Below are 15368 nucleotides of genomic sequence, written 5' to 3'. Positions count from 1 at the left end.
CAATAGGGAGCGACACTTGGCAGCCGACCGGGCGCGCACTGCACGCAGCTTTGCGATCATCCTGATCGTGCACCTTGCCGTGCTCGTGCTCTGGCAGGTGGCGGTCGACGCCTTCCAGGTGCCGAAATTCATCCTGCCCTCGCCGCTCGCCACCGTGCAGACGCTGGGAACCGCAGGCTACGCCTGGGGCGCCAATACGCTGGTGACGGCGATCGAGATCCTCGGCGGCTTTGCGCTCGGCGCCTTCGTCGGCGTCGCGCTGGCGGTGATCTTCAGCTGGGCGCCGCTGCTGAGCCTTGTGCTGTTGCCGCTGTTCGTGACGCTGAACATGATTCCGAAGGTCGCGCTTGGCCCGCTCTTCATCGTCTGGTTCTCCTACGGCATCGTGCCGAACATCCTGATCGCCTTCAGCATCTGCTTCTTCCCGATCCTGCTCACCACTGCACGGGGCCTGCGCGAGGTCGAGCCGGACCTGCTCGATCTCGTCAAATCGCTGCGCGGCTCGCGCTGGACGTTGTTTCGCAAGATCCAGCTGCCGGGATCGCTGCCTTACATCTTTTCCGGCATGAAGGTCGGCGCCATCCTCGCAGTCGCCGGCGCCATCGTCGGCGAGTTCATCGCCTCCGAGCGCGGGCTCGGCTACCTCATGATCCAGGTGCAATCCTCGCTCGACACGCCCGCGATGGTGATGGCGGTCGTGCTGCTGACACTGCTCGGGGTCGCCCTCTACGGCCTGGTGCTCGCGCTCGAACGCATGTTCGTGGTCGGCGATGCCAGGCAGAACTAGGACCAGGAACCAAATCCATGCTGCTCACCCGCCAGACGCTGCCAAAGACCATCCCCGACATTCAGGCGCTCGACGAGCTCCTGTGCCGGCCGACGCAGTCCCTGATCGACGACCTCAGGAAGGTCGAGGACGACATCATGATCCTCGGCGTCGCCGGCAAGATGGGCCCGACGCTGGCGGGACTCGCGAAAGCTGCCGCGCCGGATCGCCGCGTCATCGGCGTCGCGCGCTTCAGCGAACCCGGCGTGAAGGAGTGGCTGCAGGCACGCGGCGTCGAGACCATCAATTGCGACCTGATGGACGAGCGCGCCATTCAAGCGCTGCCCAAAGCGCCGAACATCGTCTTCATGGCCGGGAGAAAATTCGGCGCAGAGGGCGATCTGTCGCTGACCTGGGCGATGAACGCCCATGTGCCGGCGCTGGTCGGGCAGGCCTTCCCTTCCTCACGCATCGTGGCGTTCTCGACCGGCTGCATCTATCCGTTCGTGCCGGTCGACGGCAAAGGCTCGACCGAAGACATGGCGCCGAACCCGCCTGGTGAATACGCGCAGTCTTGCGTCGGCCGCGAGCGCATGTTCGAATATTTCTCGCGCAAGTTCGGCACGCCCGGCCGGCTGTTCCGCCTCAATTACGCGATCGACATGCGCTATGGCGTGCTGCACGACATCGCAACCAAAGTGCTGATGGGCACGCCGATCGACGTCAGCCTCGGCCATGTCAACTTCATTTGGCAGGGCGATGCGTCCGCGCAGGCGCTGCGCTGCCTCGCCCATTGCACGACGCCGACCTCGCCGATCAATGTCAGCGGCCACGAGATTTTGGCCGTGCGCGATCTCGCCCAGAAATTCGGCGCAAGGTTTGGCCGCGCGCCCGTGCTGACGGGCCAGGAGGAGCCGACCGCGTGGCTCACCGACACGTCGAAGGCGGTCGAATTGTTCGGCCCGCCCGTGGTCGACACCGAGCAGTTGATCGCCTGGACCGCAGATTGGGTTTCGCGCGCCATGCCGAGCCTCGGCAAGCCCACCAAATACGAGGTGCGCGATGGACGCTACTGAGGCTCCGCTCGTCCTCAAGCTCGGCGTGCAGGATGCGATCGCGGGGCTGGCGCTTTCGACGGAAGCGCACTGGAATCAGACCGAGGAAGACTGGCGCATCTTCCTCCGCGACGGCATCGTGTTCGGCATCCGCGACGGCGCGCGACTGGTCGCGACCGCGGCGCTGCTGCCCTATTCCGGCAACAACGCCTGGATCAGCATGGTGCTGGTATCAGGCACACACCGCCGCCGCGGTCTAGCAACCCGCCTTATCGATGCGTGCCTGGAGACCGCGCGCAAGAATGGCCTGACGAGCTGGCTCGACGCCACGCCCGACGGTGCCGCCGTCTACGGGCCCCTCGGCTTCACGCCGACCCTGGAATTGCGCCGGCTGAAACTGGCGAGTGCCGAGCCGTCCCTCGGTCCTGCGCCGGCGGCCGCAACGCTCGAGTCGCTTCGTGCCCGCGATCTTCGTGCTACCGGCCTCGACCGAACTGCCCTGCTCACTGCCTTCGCGCAGCGCTCCGGGTCTCGCATTGTTACAGCCAATGGTGCCATTGCCCTGGTCCGCGGCGGCAGAACTGCGCGTCATATCGGCCCCTTGTTCGCTGATCATGCCGCTGATGCCTTGGCTCTGGTTGATGCGATCGCGCGGTCCGAGACCCGCCCGCTCCTGCTCGACGCCGTCGCATCGCAACGCACGTTCCTGGATGGATTGCTTGCGGCCGGCTGGACCATCGAGCGGCCGTTCCAGCGCATGCGGTTCGGCCCCGTCACCATCGCCGCCGAAGAAACGCCCTTCGCCGTCGCCGGCCCTGAATTCGGATAGGACATCATGCATCACAGCCAGATCAATGCCGAGATCCGCAAGCTGATTGCCGACGGCACCGTGCTGCCGGCGCATCCCCTCGCCCTCACCGCCGCGCGTCAGCTCGACAAAAAGCATCAGCGCGCCCTGACGCGCTATTACATCGATGCCGGCTCAGGCGGGCTCGCCGTCGGCGTGCACACCACACAGTTCGCGATCCGCGACGTCGACCTCTACCGTCCCGTGCTCGAGCTCGCTGCCGAGACCGCCGCAAGCTGGACCAAGCGTCCGCTGGCACTGGTCGCGGGCCTTGCCGGGCCGACCCGGCAAGCCGTCGCGGAGGCCCGCACCGCGCGCGATATCGGCTATCACGCCGGCCTGCTCAGCCTCGCGGCGATGAAGACCGCCTCCGAGGACGAGATCATCGCGCATTGCACATCCGTTGCCGCCGAGATTCCGCTGGTCGGCTTCTATCTCCAGCCGGCTGTCGGCGGCGTCATCCTGTCCAGCCGCTTCTGGCAGCGCTTCGCCTCGATCGACAATGTCATCGCCATCAAGATCGCGCCCTTCAACCGCTACCGTACGCTCGATGTGCTCCGCGGCGTGGCGGCCGCCGGCGCGCTCGACCGCGTGGCGCTCTACACCGGCAATGACGACCACATCCTGCTCGACCTGGTGCTGCCGTTCGACCTGCGCGACAAGGGCGTCACGACGCGAACCTATTTCAAAGGCGGCCTGCTCGGCCATTGGTCGGTGTGGACCGCCAGCGCCATCAAGCAGTTCGAGCGCTGCAAGGCCGCGCGGCACAAGGACAATGTGCCCGCGGACCTGCTCGCGCTCGATGCCCGCGTCACCGACTGCAACAGCGCCTTCTTCGACGTCGCCAACAATTTCCACGGCTGCATCGCCGGCTGCCACGAGGTGCTGCGGCGCCAGGGCCTGCTGCAGGGCCTGTGGTGCCTGGATCCGAACGAGGGCCTAAGCCCCGGCCAGAAGGAAGAGATCGACCGCGTCACGCGCGAGCACGCCGACCTCAGCGACGATGCCTTCGTCGCCGCGAACCTGGACAAATGGCTGGCATGAGCTCGGCCCCCTTCATCAGCCTGCAAGGCGTCCGCAAGGTCTATCGCAGCGGCGGCGCCGAGTTTCTCGCGGTGTCCGACGTCACCATGGACGTGCAGGAAGGTGAGCTGGTCTCGCTGGTCGGCCCCTCCGGCTGCGGCAAGACCACGGTGATGAAGATCCTAGCCGGCCTGCACGGCGCCGACGGCGGCACCGTCAATATCGGCAATGCGAAGAGCCCGTTCGATCCGACCCGCGACATCGGCATGGTGTTCCAGCAGGCATTGCTCCTGAAGTGGCGCACCATCCTGGACAACGTGCTGCTCCCGGCCGAGATCGTCGGCCTGCCGATGAAGGCCGCGCGCGAGCGGGCGCGCGATCTGCTCAACCTCGTCGGGCTTGCCGGCTACGAGCAGAAATATCCGCAGCAGCTTTCCGGCGGCATGCAGCAGCGCACCGCGATCGCGCGCGCCTTCATCCACGATCCAAAGCTGATTCTGATGGACGAGCCCTTCGGCGCGCTGGACGCCTTGACGCGCGAGCAGATGAATCTGGAGATGCTGCGGATCTGGCGCGAGAGCGGCAAGACCATCGTCTTCGTCACGCATTCGATCCAGGAAGCCGTATTTCTATCCTCGCATTGCGCGGTGCTGACCGCGGGACCTGCGAAGATGGCCGACTATTTCCCGATCGATCTGCCCTTCCCGCGCGATCTTCCGCTGAAGACCACGGATGCGTTTGGTGCCTATGCGAGAAGGATCTATGCGAAGCTGGGACTGGCAACGGCGTAAGCCGCCACACGACAGGTCCTGTAGGGTGGGCAAAGCGAAGCGTGCCCACCATCGCACGTGAGGAAAAAGAACGTGGGCACGGCGCAAGAGCGCCTTGCCCACCCTACGAGAGCCGGGCGCGGCGTGAACACCGCGCCCTCCTCGTCGTCAGCTCCTGTTGCGCGTCTTGCTGAGCAGATAGTTGTCGTAAAAATTCTCCGCGATCTGCGTGTAGAAGAGCAGCTCCTTCATATAGGCGTCGTGGCTCTCCTTGGTGCGCTTGAACAGATCGCTCTTGGCGGCGAGCTCGTTCAGATGCTCCTGGGTCGCGTTGTAGCAGGCCTCGAGCACCGGCTGCGGGAATGCCTTCAGCTCCGCGCCGTTGGCGATCAGCCGCTTCAGCGCCGCCGGATTCACGCTGTCGTATTTCTCCAGCATCCAGGCGCCGGCCGCCGCGCCGGCCTGGTTGACGATCGCCTGGTAACGCTTGGGCAGCGATGCCCATTTCTCGTCGTTGACGATCATGTGCAGCATGGCGCCGCCTTCCCACCAGCCGGGGAAGTAATAGTACTTGGCGACCTTCTGGAAGCCGAGCTTCTCGTCGTCATAGGGACCGACGAATTCCGCGGCATCGATCGTCCCCTTCTCGAGGGCCGGATACACGTCGCCGCCGGCGATCTGCTGCGGGACGACGCCGAGTCGCGCCAGCACATGGCCGCCCATGCCGGCGATACGGAATTTCAGACCCTTGAGGTCGTCGACCGTCTTGATCTCCTTGCGGAACCAGCCGCCCATCTGAGTGCCGGAATTGCCGCAGAGGATGGCGTGCGCTCTGAAGGGCTTGAGCGCTTCGTTGGTGAGGTCGGCGCCGCCGCCGAAGTGCCACCAGGACTCCTGATGGCGATGGTTCATTCCGAAGGGCGCGCCGGTCGCATAGGCCAGCGCCGGCTCCTTGCCGATGTAGAAATAGAGCGGCGTCTGAGCCATCTCCACCGAGGACGTGCTCACCGCATCGAGCGCCTGCAGGCCGGGCACGAGCTCGCCGGCCGCGAAGGTCTGGATCTGGAATTTGTTGTCGGTGGCTTCGGCGACGTATTTCGCGAAGGTCTGCGCCGTGCCGTAGATGGTATCGAGCGATTTGGGGAAGCTCGACGTCAGGCGCCATTTGATCTCGGGCATGCTCTGCGCGATCGCAGGGGCCGCGATGAGCGTGGACGCGCCGGCGACCGCGCCGCCTTGGAGAAATGCACGGCGTTTCATGATGGTGTCTCCCTTGAACTCAGCGTCGAATGGATGGCCTGGGCCACGGTTTCTTGGCGAACCGTTTGCCCGTTCCTGGAGCGGAGTTCAAGCGACGGAAAAGACAGGTCGGGCTTGCACCGGATACCTTGGACCAGCTGGACCCAGCATATGTCCGCGGGCCCTGCCGCTCGGCCCGGCCTCGCCTCAGGGCGCTGCTTCCTCGTAGAGTCCGGCGATGAAATCGCTGAACGTCGGTGCAAGCGGCAGGACATAGCCCCATTGATCGGACATCGCCTGCGCCAGTGTCCAGGGCTTTTCGTATTCGGCCATCTCGTGGTCCATGAACCAGATCTTGCCGAAATGGGCCTTGTCGATCGTCATGCAAATCGGATTGCCGCCGTGGTCGCTCATGATCCACAACAACTCATCGACGGTCGGCCATTGCGGCGTCTGGCGCGTCTGCACCAGCGAGCACTCGTCGGACCGCAATCCTAGTACCTCCTGCACCGAACCCGCCCAGTCCCCATGCGGCCAATTGAACACTGCGCCCCCCTGATGATAGCCGCCCGCGCAGGCCAGCAGGAAGCGACGATAATCATCCGGCAATCGGCAGCTGATGGAGGTCTCGAAGGCTGTCAGCGCCGCCTCAGTCGGCTGCTCCGCGCCAACGTCGATGCCTGCGATGAATTCTGCTAATTCCATACACCTCTCCCTGGCGCGGACACGCGCAAGGCTTCGTCGCACCCGCCTTGCAGCGGGTTCGAGGGCGACGGATCAGGCCAGAGGGAGAGCTTCTCTCAGAGCAGCTTTGCGCTGACGAACAGCGCGCGCACGGCGTTGGTCGCCTGCACTGCGAGCATGGCGTTCTCGGCGGCGCCTTCCAGGGCGACGACCGCGTCCTCGTGCAGGGAGCGGAATTCCATCCATTCCACCGACTTGAAATTGGTCAGGAACTGATAGGCCTGGCCGACGGTCGCAATCGCCAACGTGTCACCGTTCAGCTTGATCTTGAACGTCGTGCGCAGCGGGGTCTCGGAGCTTGATGGATCACTCATGGGCTGCTTCTGGACGAGGACGACTTAACGAAGGGGAAAGGGCAGCCCTGCCACGGCAGGCAAATATCAGGAATCGGTACTGGCGCGCTGCGAGGCGGTTGCCGATCCGCGCAGGCTCGGCACGACGACCAGACGATTGAACTCGCCATTGTCGTAGGCCTTGAGGAAGCGATCATAGTCCTTGATCGAGACGCAGCCGTTGGAATCGCCGCGCGGCCCAAGCAGGTAGTTGTGCGTCAAGAGACCGACGCGGCCAAGCGCACTGGTGCCTTCGACCGGGGTCATGCGCAGCGCCCGGACGCCGTGGAACAGCTTTTCGCGCGGCTTCAGATCATAGATCGCCGGCGGCGTCGCGCCGACCATCCGCCGGTCGACATGGTCGGGATTGTCCATCAGGGCGCCCAGGCCGGAATGGGCTTCCAGCGCCACGCCGCTCGGCAGATAGACCGCCTTGGCCGAGATGTCATAGACCGCGGTGCGCGAATCGTAGCCGAGCGCGGCGAGATCTGGCCCCCTGCCCAGCAAGCCGTCGCCTGGCGTCAGCGAGGCCAGCTTGATCTTGTCGGTGAACTTCTCGAAGAAGTTGCGGTTGTCGACCCTGGGACCGGTATCGGCATAGGCTTGGCTGGAGGCGATCTGTGCAGCCAAATCCGCCTGGACCGGACGCGAGCGCGGCATCGGGATGCCGTCGGCGCGCTGCGAGGGCCTTGTCTCCTCGGCCGCCTGCCGGTCGTCCTCGGTGAGGGTCGAACGCCAATCGTCACCTTGGAGCTTCTGGGCAAGCATCGCCTTGGCATCGCGAAGCTTGAGCTGGACCGCATTCACGGCGGAGCGCTCCAATGTTCGCAGGCCGAGCTCGCGGGCGGGCGGATTGCTGGAGGCCGAAGCGAAACGGTCCTCGAATGACAGGGTATTGGCCGGCGGCAACGCGGCGGAGACCAGCGGGGTCGAATCGCCCATATCCGTAACCCACGCGGCAGCGCCAACCGCCAGCGCGATCGCTGCCAGAGACAGCAGAACAGTTTCGGCTCGCCTGACACGGCGGCGCGACAACAGCCTCTCGGCATGTGCTGCGTCGGAAACCATCAGATCCCCAAAATCGACCCCCGGGGGCACCCAACCCCACCCGGAGACTCTATACCAGCTACCACATTGGGAGCCAAAAGTTAGGCATAATCGCGGCCGGCAAGGGCTTGGCAAGGCCTCTTAAGGTATCCAATGACCGATCCTTTCGATCTAGATCGCTTTGTTCGGGCGCAGGACCCCGTCTATCGGGACGTCCAGGACGAGCTCGCCCGGGGACGGAAGCAGACTCACTGGATGTGGTTCATCTTCCCGCAGGTCGCCGGCCTCGGCCTCAGCGTCATGTCGCAACGCTACGCCATCGGCTCCCGCGCGGAGGCCCGGGCCTATCTCGCCCACCCTGTCCTCGGGGGGCGCCTGACCGAATGCACCAGGCTCGTGCTCGCCGTTCAGGGGCGGACCATCAACGCGATCCTCGGCGCTCCGGACGATGCCAAATTCCGCTCGTCCATGACGCTGTTCGGCGCGGTGTCCGACGAGCCCCTCTTCGATCAGGCGCTCGCTCGCTATTTCGCCGGCGAGCGCGACGCCGCCACGCTGGATATCCTGGCTAAGCTCGATCGAAAGGCATAGCGCCGCATCGGCGAAGCGCCCAGCGTAAACCCGGGATTAATCCGGCGCGCCTACTTTTCCGAGAAATATCTTTCTCCTCCCGCGCCAATTGCCGGATAGATCATGAAAATCGGTACGCTCTTGACCACCGCCATCGTCTCGCTGTCGACCGTGGGCGGCGGCCTCGCCGTCTATGTCGCGGTGACGAAATACCAGACGATGGAACGGATCAGCGAGGCGCAAGGCCGCCTGGCGATCGTCCGCGCTGCCAGCGACATCCCGCGCTACCTCAACCCCGAGCGTGGCTTCGCCACCAACATCCTCTACGGGCCTGCCACCGTCGATCCCGCGCAGCTTTCCGAGCACGACAAGCTGCGCAAGCAGACCGATGCCGCCCGCGACAGGATGAATGCACTACGCAAGGAGCTGCCCGGCGCGTTCGACGACGGTAATGCCATCGGGACCGAGATCGACGCCATCAATTCGAAATTCACGGCTCTGCGCGAAGCCATCGACAAGGCCATTGCGGGACCCGCGGAGGCGCGCAAGGACGCGGCCAGGAAGGTCGTCGCCGACAACGCTCTGCTCAACGCCGGCGTCACCGCTTTGCTCAATGAGCAGGTGCGCCGCATGGCGATCCTCAATGGCGATGCCTTCCGTCAGGCCAACTATGCCAACATCGCCATGACGCTGCGCGACATCGGCGGCCTCAATGCCAGCGTCCACAAGAACCTTGTTGGCGGCAAGAAGGTCGCAACCGACGCCGAGAAGGCCGACGTCGCCCGGATGCAGGGCCGAAGCGATCAGATCGTGATGGCGCTGATGGAGCTGCGCGGCCACCCGGCAACCCCGGCCAATGTCGGCGCCGCGCTGGAGACGATGAATTCGCGTTACGTCGAGGAATTCGGCCGCGAGCTCAAGATGGTCAAGGAGGGCGCCGTCAGCGGCAAGTACGAGCACGACGTCGACACCTATTATGCGGCCTCGCAAAAGGGCCTCGGCTCCATCATCGGCGTTCGCGATGCGCTCTATGACAACGCCGAACACATCCTTGCCGGCGCTTCCTCGGCCGCACGCACAAGCTTTGCCATCGCGCTCGCCGGCCTTCTCGCCGTGCTGGTCGCCAGCGCCGGCCTGATCGTGATGGTCCGCCGCCGTGTCTGCGCGCCGATCGTCGGCTTGACCAGTCGGATGTCGCGCCTTGCCGACGGTGACCTTGCCGCAGAGATCCCCGGTGCCGAGCGCTCCGACGAGATCGGCGCGATGGCCGCGGCGGTGCAGGTGTTCAAGGACAACATGATCCGGGCCGACCGGCTCGCCGCCGAGAAGCAGGCCGAGAACGACGGCAAGATGCGCCGCGCCCAGGCGCTCGACGACCTCACGCGCGCCTTCGAGGCCAAGGTCACCGAGCTCGTCGGCGGCCTGTCCCGCGCCTCCTCCACGATGGAAGGCACGGCGCAGTCGATGACCTCGACCGCGGCCCAGACCAACAGCCAGGCGGCAGTCGTCGCCGCCGCCTCCGAACAGACCTCGACCAACGTGCAGACCGTCGCCAGCGCCACCGAGGAGCTGACCTCATCGATCGCCGAGATCGGCCGTCAGGTCGCGCAATCGACCGAAATCGCGGCCCGCGCCGTCGACAATGCCCGCCGCACCGGCGATACCGCGCGCACGCTCGCCGAGGGTGCCCAGAAGATCGGCGACGTCGTGACACTGATCCAGAGCATCGCCGAGCAGACCAACCTCTTGGCGCTGAACGCGACCATCGAGGCCGCCCGCGCCGGCGAAGCCGGCCGCGGCTTTGCCGTGGTTGCTTCCGAAGTGAAGTCGTTGGCCGGCCAGACCGCCAAGGCCACCACCGAGATCTCCGAGCAGATCACCGCGATTCAGACTGCGAGTGACGAGACCGTGGCCGCGATCCGCAACGTCGCCGAGGTCATCGGCGAGATCGACCAGATCGGCACCGCGATTGCCGCCGCGATCGAGGAACAGGGCTCGGCGACCAAGGAGATCGCCCGCAGCGTCCAGGAGGCCGCCCGCGGCACCCAGGAGGTCAACAGCAATATCTCCGGCGTGCAGCGCGCCGCCGACGACACGGGCGCTGCCGCCAGGGAGGTGCTGGGCGCCGCCCAGCAGCTCTCCACCCAGTCGCGCGATCTCGCCGGACAGGTCGACCGCTTCCTCGGCGAGGTCAGGGCCGCCTAAAGCGAGTCAATAAGGCGGCGCCTTGCGTGCGCGCTGGGCCTTGGCCGCCTCGATCCACCAATTGAGATCGTCGGCGAAGCGCGGGAACGCGCGCTCCAGCGCCTTGCCGCCATCGCCGATCGGCTCGCCGGCTTCAGACAGCGTCTGCGCGATCGGGCCGACGCCGATGGTGCTCGACACCACCACCATGCCCATCTCCGACAGCGTCCCGTGCCAGGCGGTCGCCGCGCGCGCGCCCGAGAGCCGGCCGGCCGAGTAGCTGACGATCGCGGCCGGGCGCCAGAACCATTCTTCGAGGAAATGGTCGGTGAGATTCTTCAGGCCGGGCTGCATGCCCCAATTGTATTCGCCGGTGACGAACACGAAACCGTCGGCTCCGCGGATCTGTCCGGCCAGCTTCTCCAGCGCCTCCGGCGCCGAGCCCTTGAGATACTCCTTGTACATGCGGTCGAGCATCGGCAGGCCGACCGCCTTGGCGTCGATGAACTCGACGTCCTCGCCGCGGCTGCGCAGACCATTGATAACGAAATTCGCAAGGCGGATGCCCATGCGGTCGGAACGGTAAGAACCGTAAAGGACGAGAATGCGGTTGCTCATGGCCGGACGGTAGCACAAAACCGGCGAGAAGCCCTACGCGATATGTCACTGTCGTCCGCGACTGCGGTCCAGCGTCTGCGAAGGCGTCTCGCCGAACTGGTCGCGGTAGCTTCTGGAGAAGTCGCTGAGATGCCAAAAGCCATAGGCCAGCGCGACCGTCTTGACTCTGTCAGCCCCGGCAAGGAGCTGCCGCCGCACCAGCCACAGCCGGCGCAGGCGCAAATAGCGGTGCAGGCTCATGCCACGATAGCGGCGGACGACGTCGTGCATGGTGCGCACGGACAGCCCGAGCTTGCGCGCGATCTCGTCGCTGTAGATCGGCTGTGACAGGTCGTCGGTGAGTAGCGCATTAATATCTCGAAATACCCTGAAACTCCGTCCGTCATTGGGACGCAGGGTCCAGCGGGACGAAACGGCGCTTTCGAAGGCGTCGTCAACGGCTCCGAGCAGCGACTCCTTCATGGCCGCGCCCCTTAACGGAAGCTCCGAGGCCGCGATGGGATTGGCCGCCTCGGACAGCACCTCACGAACCACGCTGCGCAGCCGGTGCAAGCCAGCCGCGGAGATCTCGAAAATCTTGAAGCTTGTGTGCGTGGGAGGCCAGCCGCGATCCCTCACCTCCGGCCGGAAGATCACTGAGGCGATTTGCCGCTGCACTTCCTCAATGGTGGTATAGGCCGCCCCCCGCTGCCAATGACCACCACCGGTCGCGCACGTTGCGAGCCATTGAAGCGAATAGGAACATTGAGGTCGTCCATCGTGATGCCGATCGCGGTGCAATCCCCGACGAGCTGTGCATCGACGACCCGAGGAAATGCGCGCGTCAAATTCACGTCGCAGCCGGGCAACGACAGGATCGTCTGTTCAGCCGAAATCTTCCGTACGAAAGGCGTAAATTCGAAATTCAGCCCGCGTATGGCGCTTCGAAACTCGTCGACGTCCGAAAAACGAAATGTGTTGAGTGCCGACCTGGGCACATCATCAATGCTGTTCATGAAAATATAGAACGCGGCGTAGCGTTAAACTTGCGTCCGGCCTCAGCGCCGATCGCTTCCCCCCTCGGCGTTGTCTCGCACCGATAGAATCAATTCTCGTGTGTCCCGATCAATTGGCGAGCGTCCCGCCGAAAGAACAAGCCTGGACGCTCTGCCCCGCCGAATTTCGATAACGTTTCTCACCCGGTCGGCGGTGCGAGAATACCCGAAACGCCAAAACCTAAAAGCGAAATTAACGTCCTTGAGGCGGAATAGCGACGTTTAATCGTCAGATTTATTTTATTTTCAGGCTCCTGCCATGAAGGCACATTCGCCTGCTGATATTCTGGTCGAATTGGAAGACGCGGTTGCGATCTGCCCGCTGGATCGCTGCACTCGCATCCTCTCCGGCATTTTGCAACTGCTCACAAGCAATCGGGACCGGCCTCAGGACTTGCTTGCCCATGTGACCGACGGCGTTCTGCTGCGCCTGATGGAGCGCGTCCAGGCCGACGCGCTGATTCAACTCAGCACGGCGCTGGCCGATCTCGAAATTGCTCCACCCAAGACTGTGCGACGCCTCGCCACACACCGCAATCCGGCTGTGGCGTGCCCTGTCTTGCTCCGATCACGGTCACTCTCGACCCACGACCTCCAGCGGATCGTGGCTTCGAGCGGTGAACGGCAGCAAGATGCGATCGCCGCCCGCGCGCCTATCGATCCACCGGTCATCGAGGCGCTGATCAAGGACGGCGGCCGCAGCGCTTGTCTCGTGCTGATCGGGAATACAGCGGCGCACTTCTCTGATGCCGCCTTCTTTGCGCTCGCTGAAAAGTGGCTCACCGATGATGAACTCACCAAGGCGCTGGCGCTCCGGCAGGACACGCCCGACGTCGTCATGCGCAAATTGCTGTCGGCCGCCCCGGCGCCGGGATCCGGCGTAGCGTCGAAGCCCACTAGCTCGCATCCAGTTGCAACGGCCGCTCCAATGGCCCCCAAGCTTCCGTGCGCGGCGGCCTATGCGAGCGCACGGCCGGAGATCGTTGCGCTCAACCGCACCGGCAAGCTCAACGATTCCACGATGAACCGCTTCGCCATCCGCGGCGAGACCGCCAATCTCCTCACCGCGCTGTCGGTGCTTTCGGGGGCCCCCATCGAAGTCGTCGAGCGCGTCATGACCGACGACGATTGCGAAGGTCTCGTCATGGCATGCCGTGCCTCGCGGCTGAACTGGCAGACCACGTTTGCCATCTTGAGCAACCGCAGCGGCGCGAGGCTTTCCTTCGCCGAACGCGAACGCGCGCAGCACATTTTCGAGACGCTCCTTCTGTCGACCAGTCAGTGGACGGTGCGTTGGGGAGAAATTGCCGCGAACAAGGAGAGCAGTCGGGGAAGCAGCGGCGCAAAGATGGGGGTTAACCGATGAAGTTCGACGGTCGCAAAGCGTCTCGCGTGAAAATGGACCACAGGCAGCCGGTCAACCTCATGGGTTCTGACGGTACGTGGCGACGCAGTTGCGTCCTGCTGGACGTGTCGCAAAGCGGCGCCAAAATCGAGGTCGAGGGCACGCTGGATGTGCTCCAGGCCAAGGAGTTCTTCATGCTGTTGTCGTCGACTGGCCTCGCCTATCGGCGCTGCGAACTGGTCTGGATCGACGGCACCATGGCCGGCGTTCATTTCATCACCGCGGAAGGCAAGAAGAAATCCGCAAGCGCTCCGGCGCCAACGCAGAACGCAGTCCAGAGCAAGTAGATTCCAACACCTCTGTTTGAAATCCCTTGAATCGTAACGTTGGATTAAACCGTGCAGCACGCGCGAAGCAAATCTGGTCCCATCGATGGTGACGGCGGCATCACAGAGATAGCGGCGGATCGTCCCTTCCTGCATGTGCTGGCTGACAGGTCCGACAAGCTCGCGGGAATCTGTTCGATCCTCCAAGAGAAATTTACCATTTCAGGGGAGCGATTGGATGCCGATTCCAGGCTGTCGCAAGCGCCAGTCGCCATCGTCATCCGCGCGGAGCTGCGCGACGTCGACAATATCGCCGCCATCAAGAAACGGGCGAGCAAGCTGGCGAAGGCCAGCAAGCGCATCTTCCTGCTCGACCACACCTCCCACGTCTGCATTTCGCAAGCCTATGCGCTCGGGGCGACGCTGGTGCTTCCCGGCACGGTCGGCCGGGCCAAACTGCTGGCGGCATTGATCGATCGGGCTGACGAGGCCCCAGCTTCATCAAGCGACGCGCGGCAATCGGACAATGCCGTGGAGACCGCGGCGACCGCCATTGCATCGATGTTCACGGCGGTGACCCTGGGCCAACCCCTTGACGTCGACGGGACTAAGAAAGCTGGTCGCCAGATTGCCGATCGTATTACCCGGCACGGCCTCACCGAGTGGCTCACGACGGTTCGGCGCCATCACGAGGGAACCTATCAGCACTGCCTGCTCGTGACCGGGGTCGCCATCGACTTCGGACTGAGCCTCGGGGTCGGCAAGGCCGACCTGGAACGTCTCTACTCGGCCGCCATGTTCCACGATATCGGCAAGGCGCAGATTCCACTCGCCATCCTCGACAAGCCGGGCCGCCTTGATGCGGCGGAACGCGCTTTGATCGAGACGCATCCCACAGCCGGTTACGACTTTCTCAAGGGACAGGACGGGGTATCACCCGAGGTACTCGATGCGGTCCGTCATCATCACGAGTATCTCGACGGCAGCGGCTATCCCGATGCGCTTTGCGCGGAGAGCATCGGCGATATCGTACGGATCCTGACGATCTCGGACATTTTCGCAGCGCTGATCGAGCACCGGCACTACAAGCCGACGATGCCGCGCGCCGAGGCCTACAACATACTTTGCGGGATGGACGGGAAGCTGGAAAAGGCTCTGGTTCGCTCGTTCAAGCAGGTCGCGCTTACGCGGTGAGCGTAGCAGACAACAATTCGATCACCCCTAATGCGTCGCGCGAAATCTGGCGCGGCGCGGAATGGAGCGACAGGCCAACCCTTCGGCCAGCAGCTTCATGTCCTCGCGCCTGCCGCTGCGGATCAGCCGGCCGAACTCCTCGGGTGTGAATGGAAGACTTGGATCATCATCGATCGGGCGCCGCATCCGCGGGCCGAAGAACCGCCGAACCAGGCTAGCCAGCCGCCGCATGTCAATTCCCTCGCGCCAGCAACAAACCTCTTAGTCTGCATAT

16 protein-coding genes and 1 pseudogene are annotated in these 15368 nt (G+C 64.3%); 10 read left to right on the top strand and 7 right to left on the bottom strand.

Annotated features, from left to right (window positions below; all coding sequences use genetic code 11):
- Positions 1 to 16 precede the first annotated feature (16 nt).
- Genes BCCGELA001_RS17670 through BCCGELA001_RS17650 form a run of 5 tightly spaced genes read left to right on the top strand, consistent with a single transcriptional unit; the run spans position 17 to position 4482 of the window.
- The gene (locus tag BCCGELA001_RS17670) at positions 17 to 787 is read left to right on the top strand and encodes an ABC transporter permease (RefSeq protein ID WP_060735907.1); all 771 of its coding nucleotides are present in this window, start codon (positions 17 to 19) and stop codon (positions 785 to 787) included.
- 17 nt (positions 788 to 804) lie between these two features.
- On the top strand, positions 805 to 1842 hold the full coding sequence (locus BCCGELA001_RS17665; protein WP_060735906.1) for an NAD-dependent epimerase/dehydratase family protein: 1038 nt from the start codon (positions 805 to 807) through the stop codon (positions 1840 to 1842).
- Positions 1829 to 2650, top strand: a complete 822-nt coding sequence (locus BCCGELA001_RS17660; protein WP_060735905.1) for a GNAT family N-acetyltransferase — start codon at positions 1829 to 1831, stop codon at positions 2648 to 2650. The genes BCCGELA001_RS17665 and BCCGELA001_RS17660 overlap by 14 nt, the downstream gene beginning before the upstream one ends.
- A gap of 6 nt (positions 2651 to 2656) precedes the next feature.
- The gene (locus BCCGELA001_RS17655; protein ID WP_060735904.1) at positions 2657 to 3712 is read left to right on the top strand and encodes a dihydrodipicolinate synthase family protein; all 1056 of its coding nucleotides are present in this window, start codon (positions 2657 to 2659) and stop codon (positions 3710 to 3712) included.
- Positions 3700 to 4482: an ABC transporter ATP-binding protein gene (locus tag BCCGELA001_RS17650; RefSeq protein ID WP_060735903.1), complete on the top strand. Its 783-nt coding sequence runs from the start codon at positions 3700 to 3702 to the stop codon at positions 4480 to 4482. Before BCCGELA001_RS17655 ends, BCCGELA001_RS17650 begins: the two co-directional genes overlap by 13 nt.
- Positions 4483 to 4629: 147 nt before the next feature.
- Here BCCGELA001_RS17650 and BCCGELA001_RS17645 read toward each other — a convergent pair whose 3' ends face one another.
- From BCCGELA001_RS17645 to BCCGELA001_RS17630, 4 genes are all read right to left on the bottom strand, one after another.
- Entirely contained in the window at positions 4630 to 5721 is a 1092-nt protein-coding gene (locus BCCGELA001_RS17645) for a TRAP transporter substrate-binding protein (protein ID WP_060735902.1), read from the bottom strand.
- 186 nt (positions 5722 to 5907) lie between these two features.
- On the bottom strand, positions 5908 to 6405 hold the full coding sequence (locus BCCGELA001_RS17640) for an SMI1/KNR4 family protein (protein WP_008563291.1): 498 nt from the start codon (positions 6403 to 6405) through the stop codon (positions 5908 to 5910).
- Between the two features lie 95 nt (positions 6406 to 6500).
- Entirely contained in the window at positions 6501 to 6758 is a 258-nt protein-coding gene (locus BCCGELA001_RS17635; RefSeq protein WP_008563293.1) for a hypothetical protein, read from the bottom strand.
- Positions 6759 to 6824: 66 nt separating this feature from the next.
- Positions 6825 to 7775 carry a DUF2778 domain-containing protein gene (locus tag BCCGELA001_RS17630; protein ID WP_060737706.1) on the bottom strand — a complete coding sequence of 317 codons (951 nt, stop codon included), beginning with the start codon at positions 7773 to 7775 and terminating at the stop codon, positions 6825 to 6827.
- Between the two features lie 201 nt (positions 7776 to 7976).
- Between BCCGELA001_RS17630 and BCCGELA001_RS17625 the strand changes: the two genes are divergently transcribed.
- Together BCCGELA001_RS17625 and BCCGELA001_RS17620 are read left to right on the top strand one after the other, a co-directional pair.
- On the top strand, positions 7977 to 8414 hold the full coding sequence (locus BCCGELA001_RS17625) for a DUF1810 domain-containing protein (protein WP_008563295.1): 438 nt from the start codon (positions 7977 to 7979) through the stop codon (positions 8412 to 8414).
- A 102-nt stretch (positions 8415 to 8516) separates the two neighbouring features.
- A complete protein-coding gene (locus BCCGELA001_RS17620; protein ID WP_008563296.1) occupies positions 8517 to 10598 on the top strand; it encodes a methyl-accepting chemotaxis protein in 2082 nt (693 codons plus the stop codon).
- A 6-nt stretch (positions 10599 to 10604) separates the two neighbouring features.
- On the opposite strand, the gene BCCGELA001_RS17615 is transcribed toward BCCGELA001_RS17620, so the two are convergent.
- Both BCCGELA001_RS17615 and BCCGELA001_RS39350 read right to left on the bottom strand, forming a co-directional pair.
- Positions 10605 to 11195, bottom strand: a complete 591-nt coding sequence (locus tag BCCGELA001_RS17615) for an NADPH-dependent FMN reductase (RefSeq protein WP_008563297.1) — start codon at positions 11193 to 11195, stop codon at positions 10605 to 10607.
- Between the two features lie 45 nt (positions 11196 to 11240).
- Positions 11241 to 12190, bottom strand: a pseudogene (locus BCCGELA001_RS39350) (helix-turn-helix domain-containing protein).
- A gap of 298 nt (positions 12191 to 12488) precedes the next feature.
- On the opposite strand from BCCGELA001_RS39350, the gene BCCGELA001_RS17605 reads away from it, so the two are divergent.
- Genes BCCGELA001_RS17605 through BCCGELA001_RS17595 form a run of 3 tightly spaced genes read left to right on the top strand, consistent with a single transcriptional unit; the run spans position 12489 to position 15094 of the window.
- Entirely contained in the window at positions 12489 to 13595 is a 1107-nt protein-coding gene (locus BCCGELA001_RS17605; protein ID WP_008563299.1) for a DUF2336 domain-containing protein, read from the top strand.
- Entirely contained in the window at positions 13592 to 13921 is a 330-nt protein-coding gene (locus BCCGELA001_RS17600; protein WP_008563300.1) for a PilZ domain-containing protein, read from the top strand. The genes BCCGELA001_RS17605 and BCCGELA001_RS17600 overlap by 4 nt, the downstream gene beginning before the upstream one ends.
- 51 nt (positions 13922 to 13972) lie before the next feature.
- Positions 13973 to 15094: an HD-GYP domain-containing protein gene (locus tag BCCGELA001_RS17595; protein ID WP_060735901.1), complete on the top strand. Its 1122-nt coding sequence runs from the start codon at positions 13973 to 13975 to the stop codon at positions 15092 to 15094.
- 27 nt (positions 15095 to 15121) lie between these two features.
- Here the strand turns inward: BCCGELA001_RS17595 and BCCGELA001_RS17590 are convergent, their stop codons facing one another.
- Positions 15122 to 15325 (bottom strand): hypothetical protein, encoded by a 204-nt coding sequence (locus tag BCCGELA001_RS17590; RefSeq protein ID WP_060735900.1) that lies wholly within the window; start codon positions 15323 to 15325, stop codon positions 15122 to 15124.
- Positions 15326 to 15368: the final 43 nt, after the last annotated feature.

Origin of the sequence: Bradyrhizobium sp. CCGE-LA001, assembly GCF_000296215.2 — a bacterium.
Lineage (GTDB): Bacteria > Pseudomonadota > Alphaproteobacteria > Rhizobiales > Xanthobacteraceae > Bradyrhizobium.
Note: the sequence above shows the minus strand (reverse complement) of the source record. Positions and strands in the feature narration are given on the sequence as shown.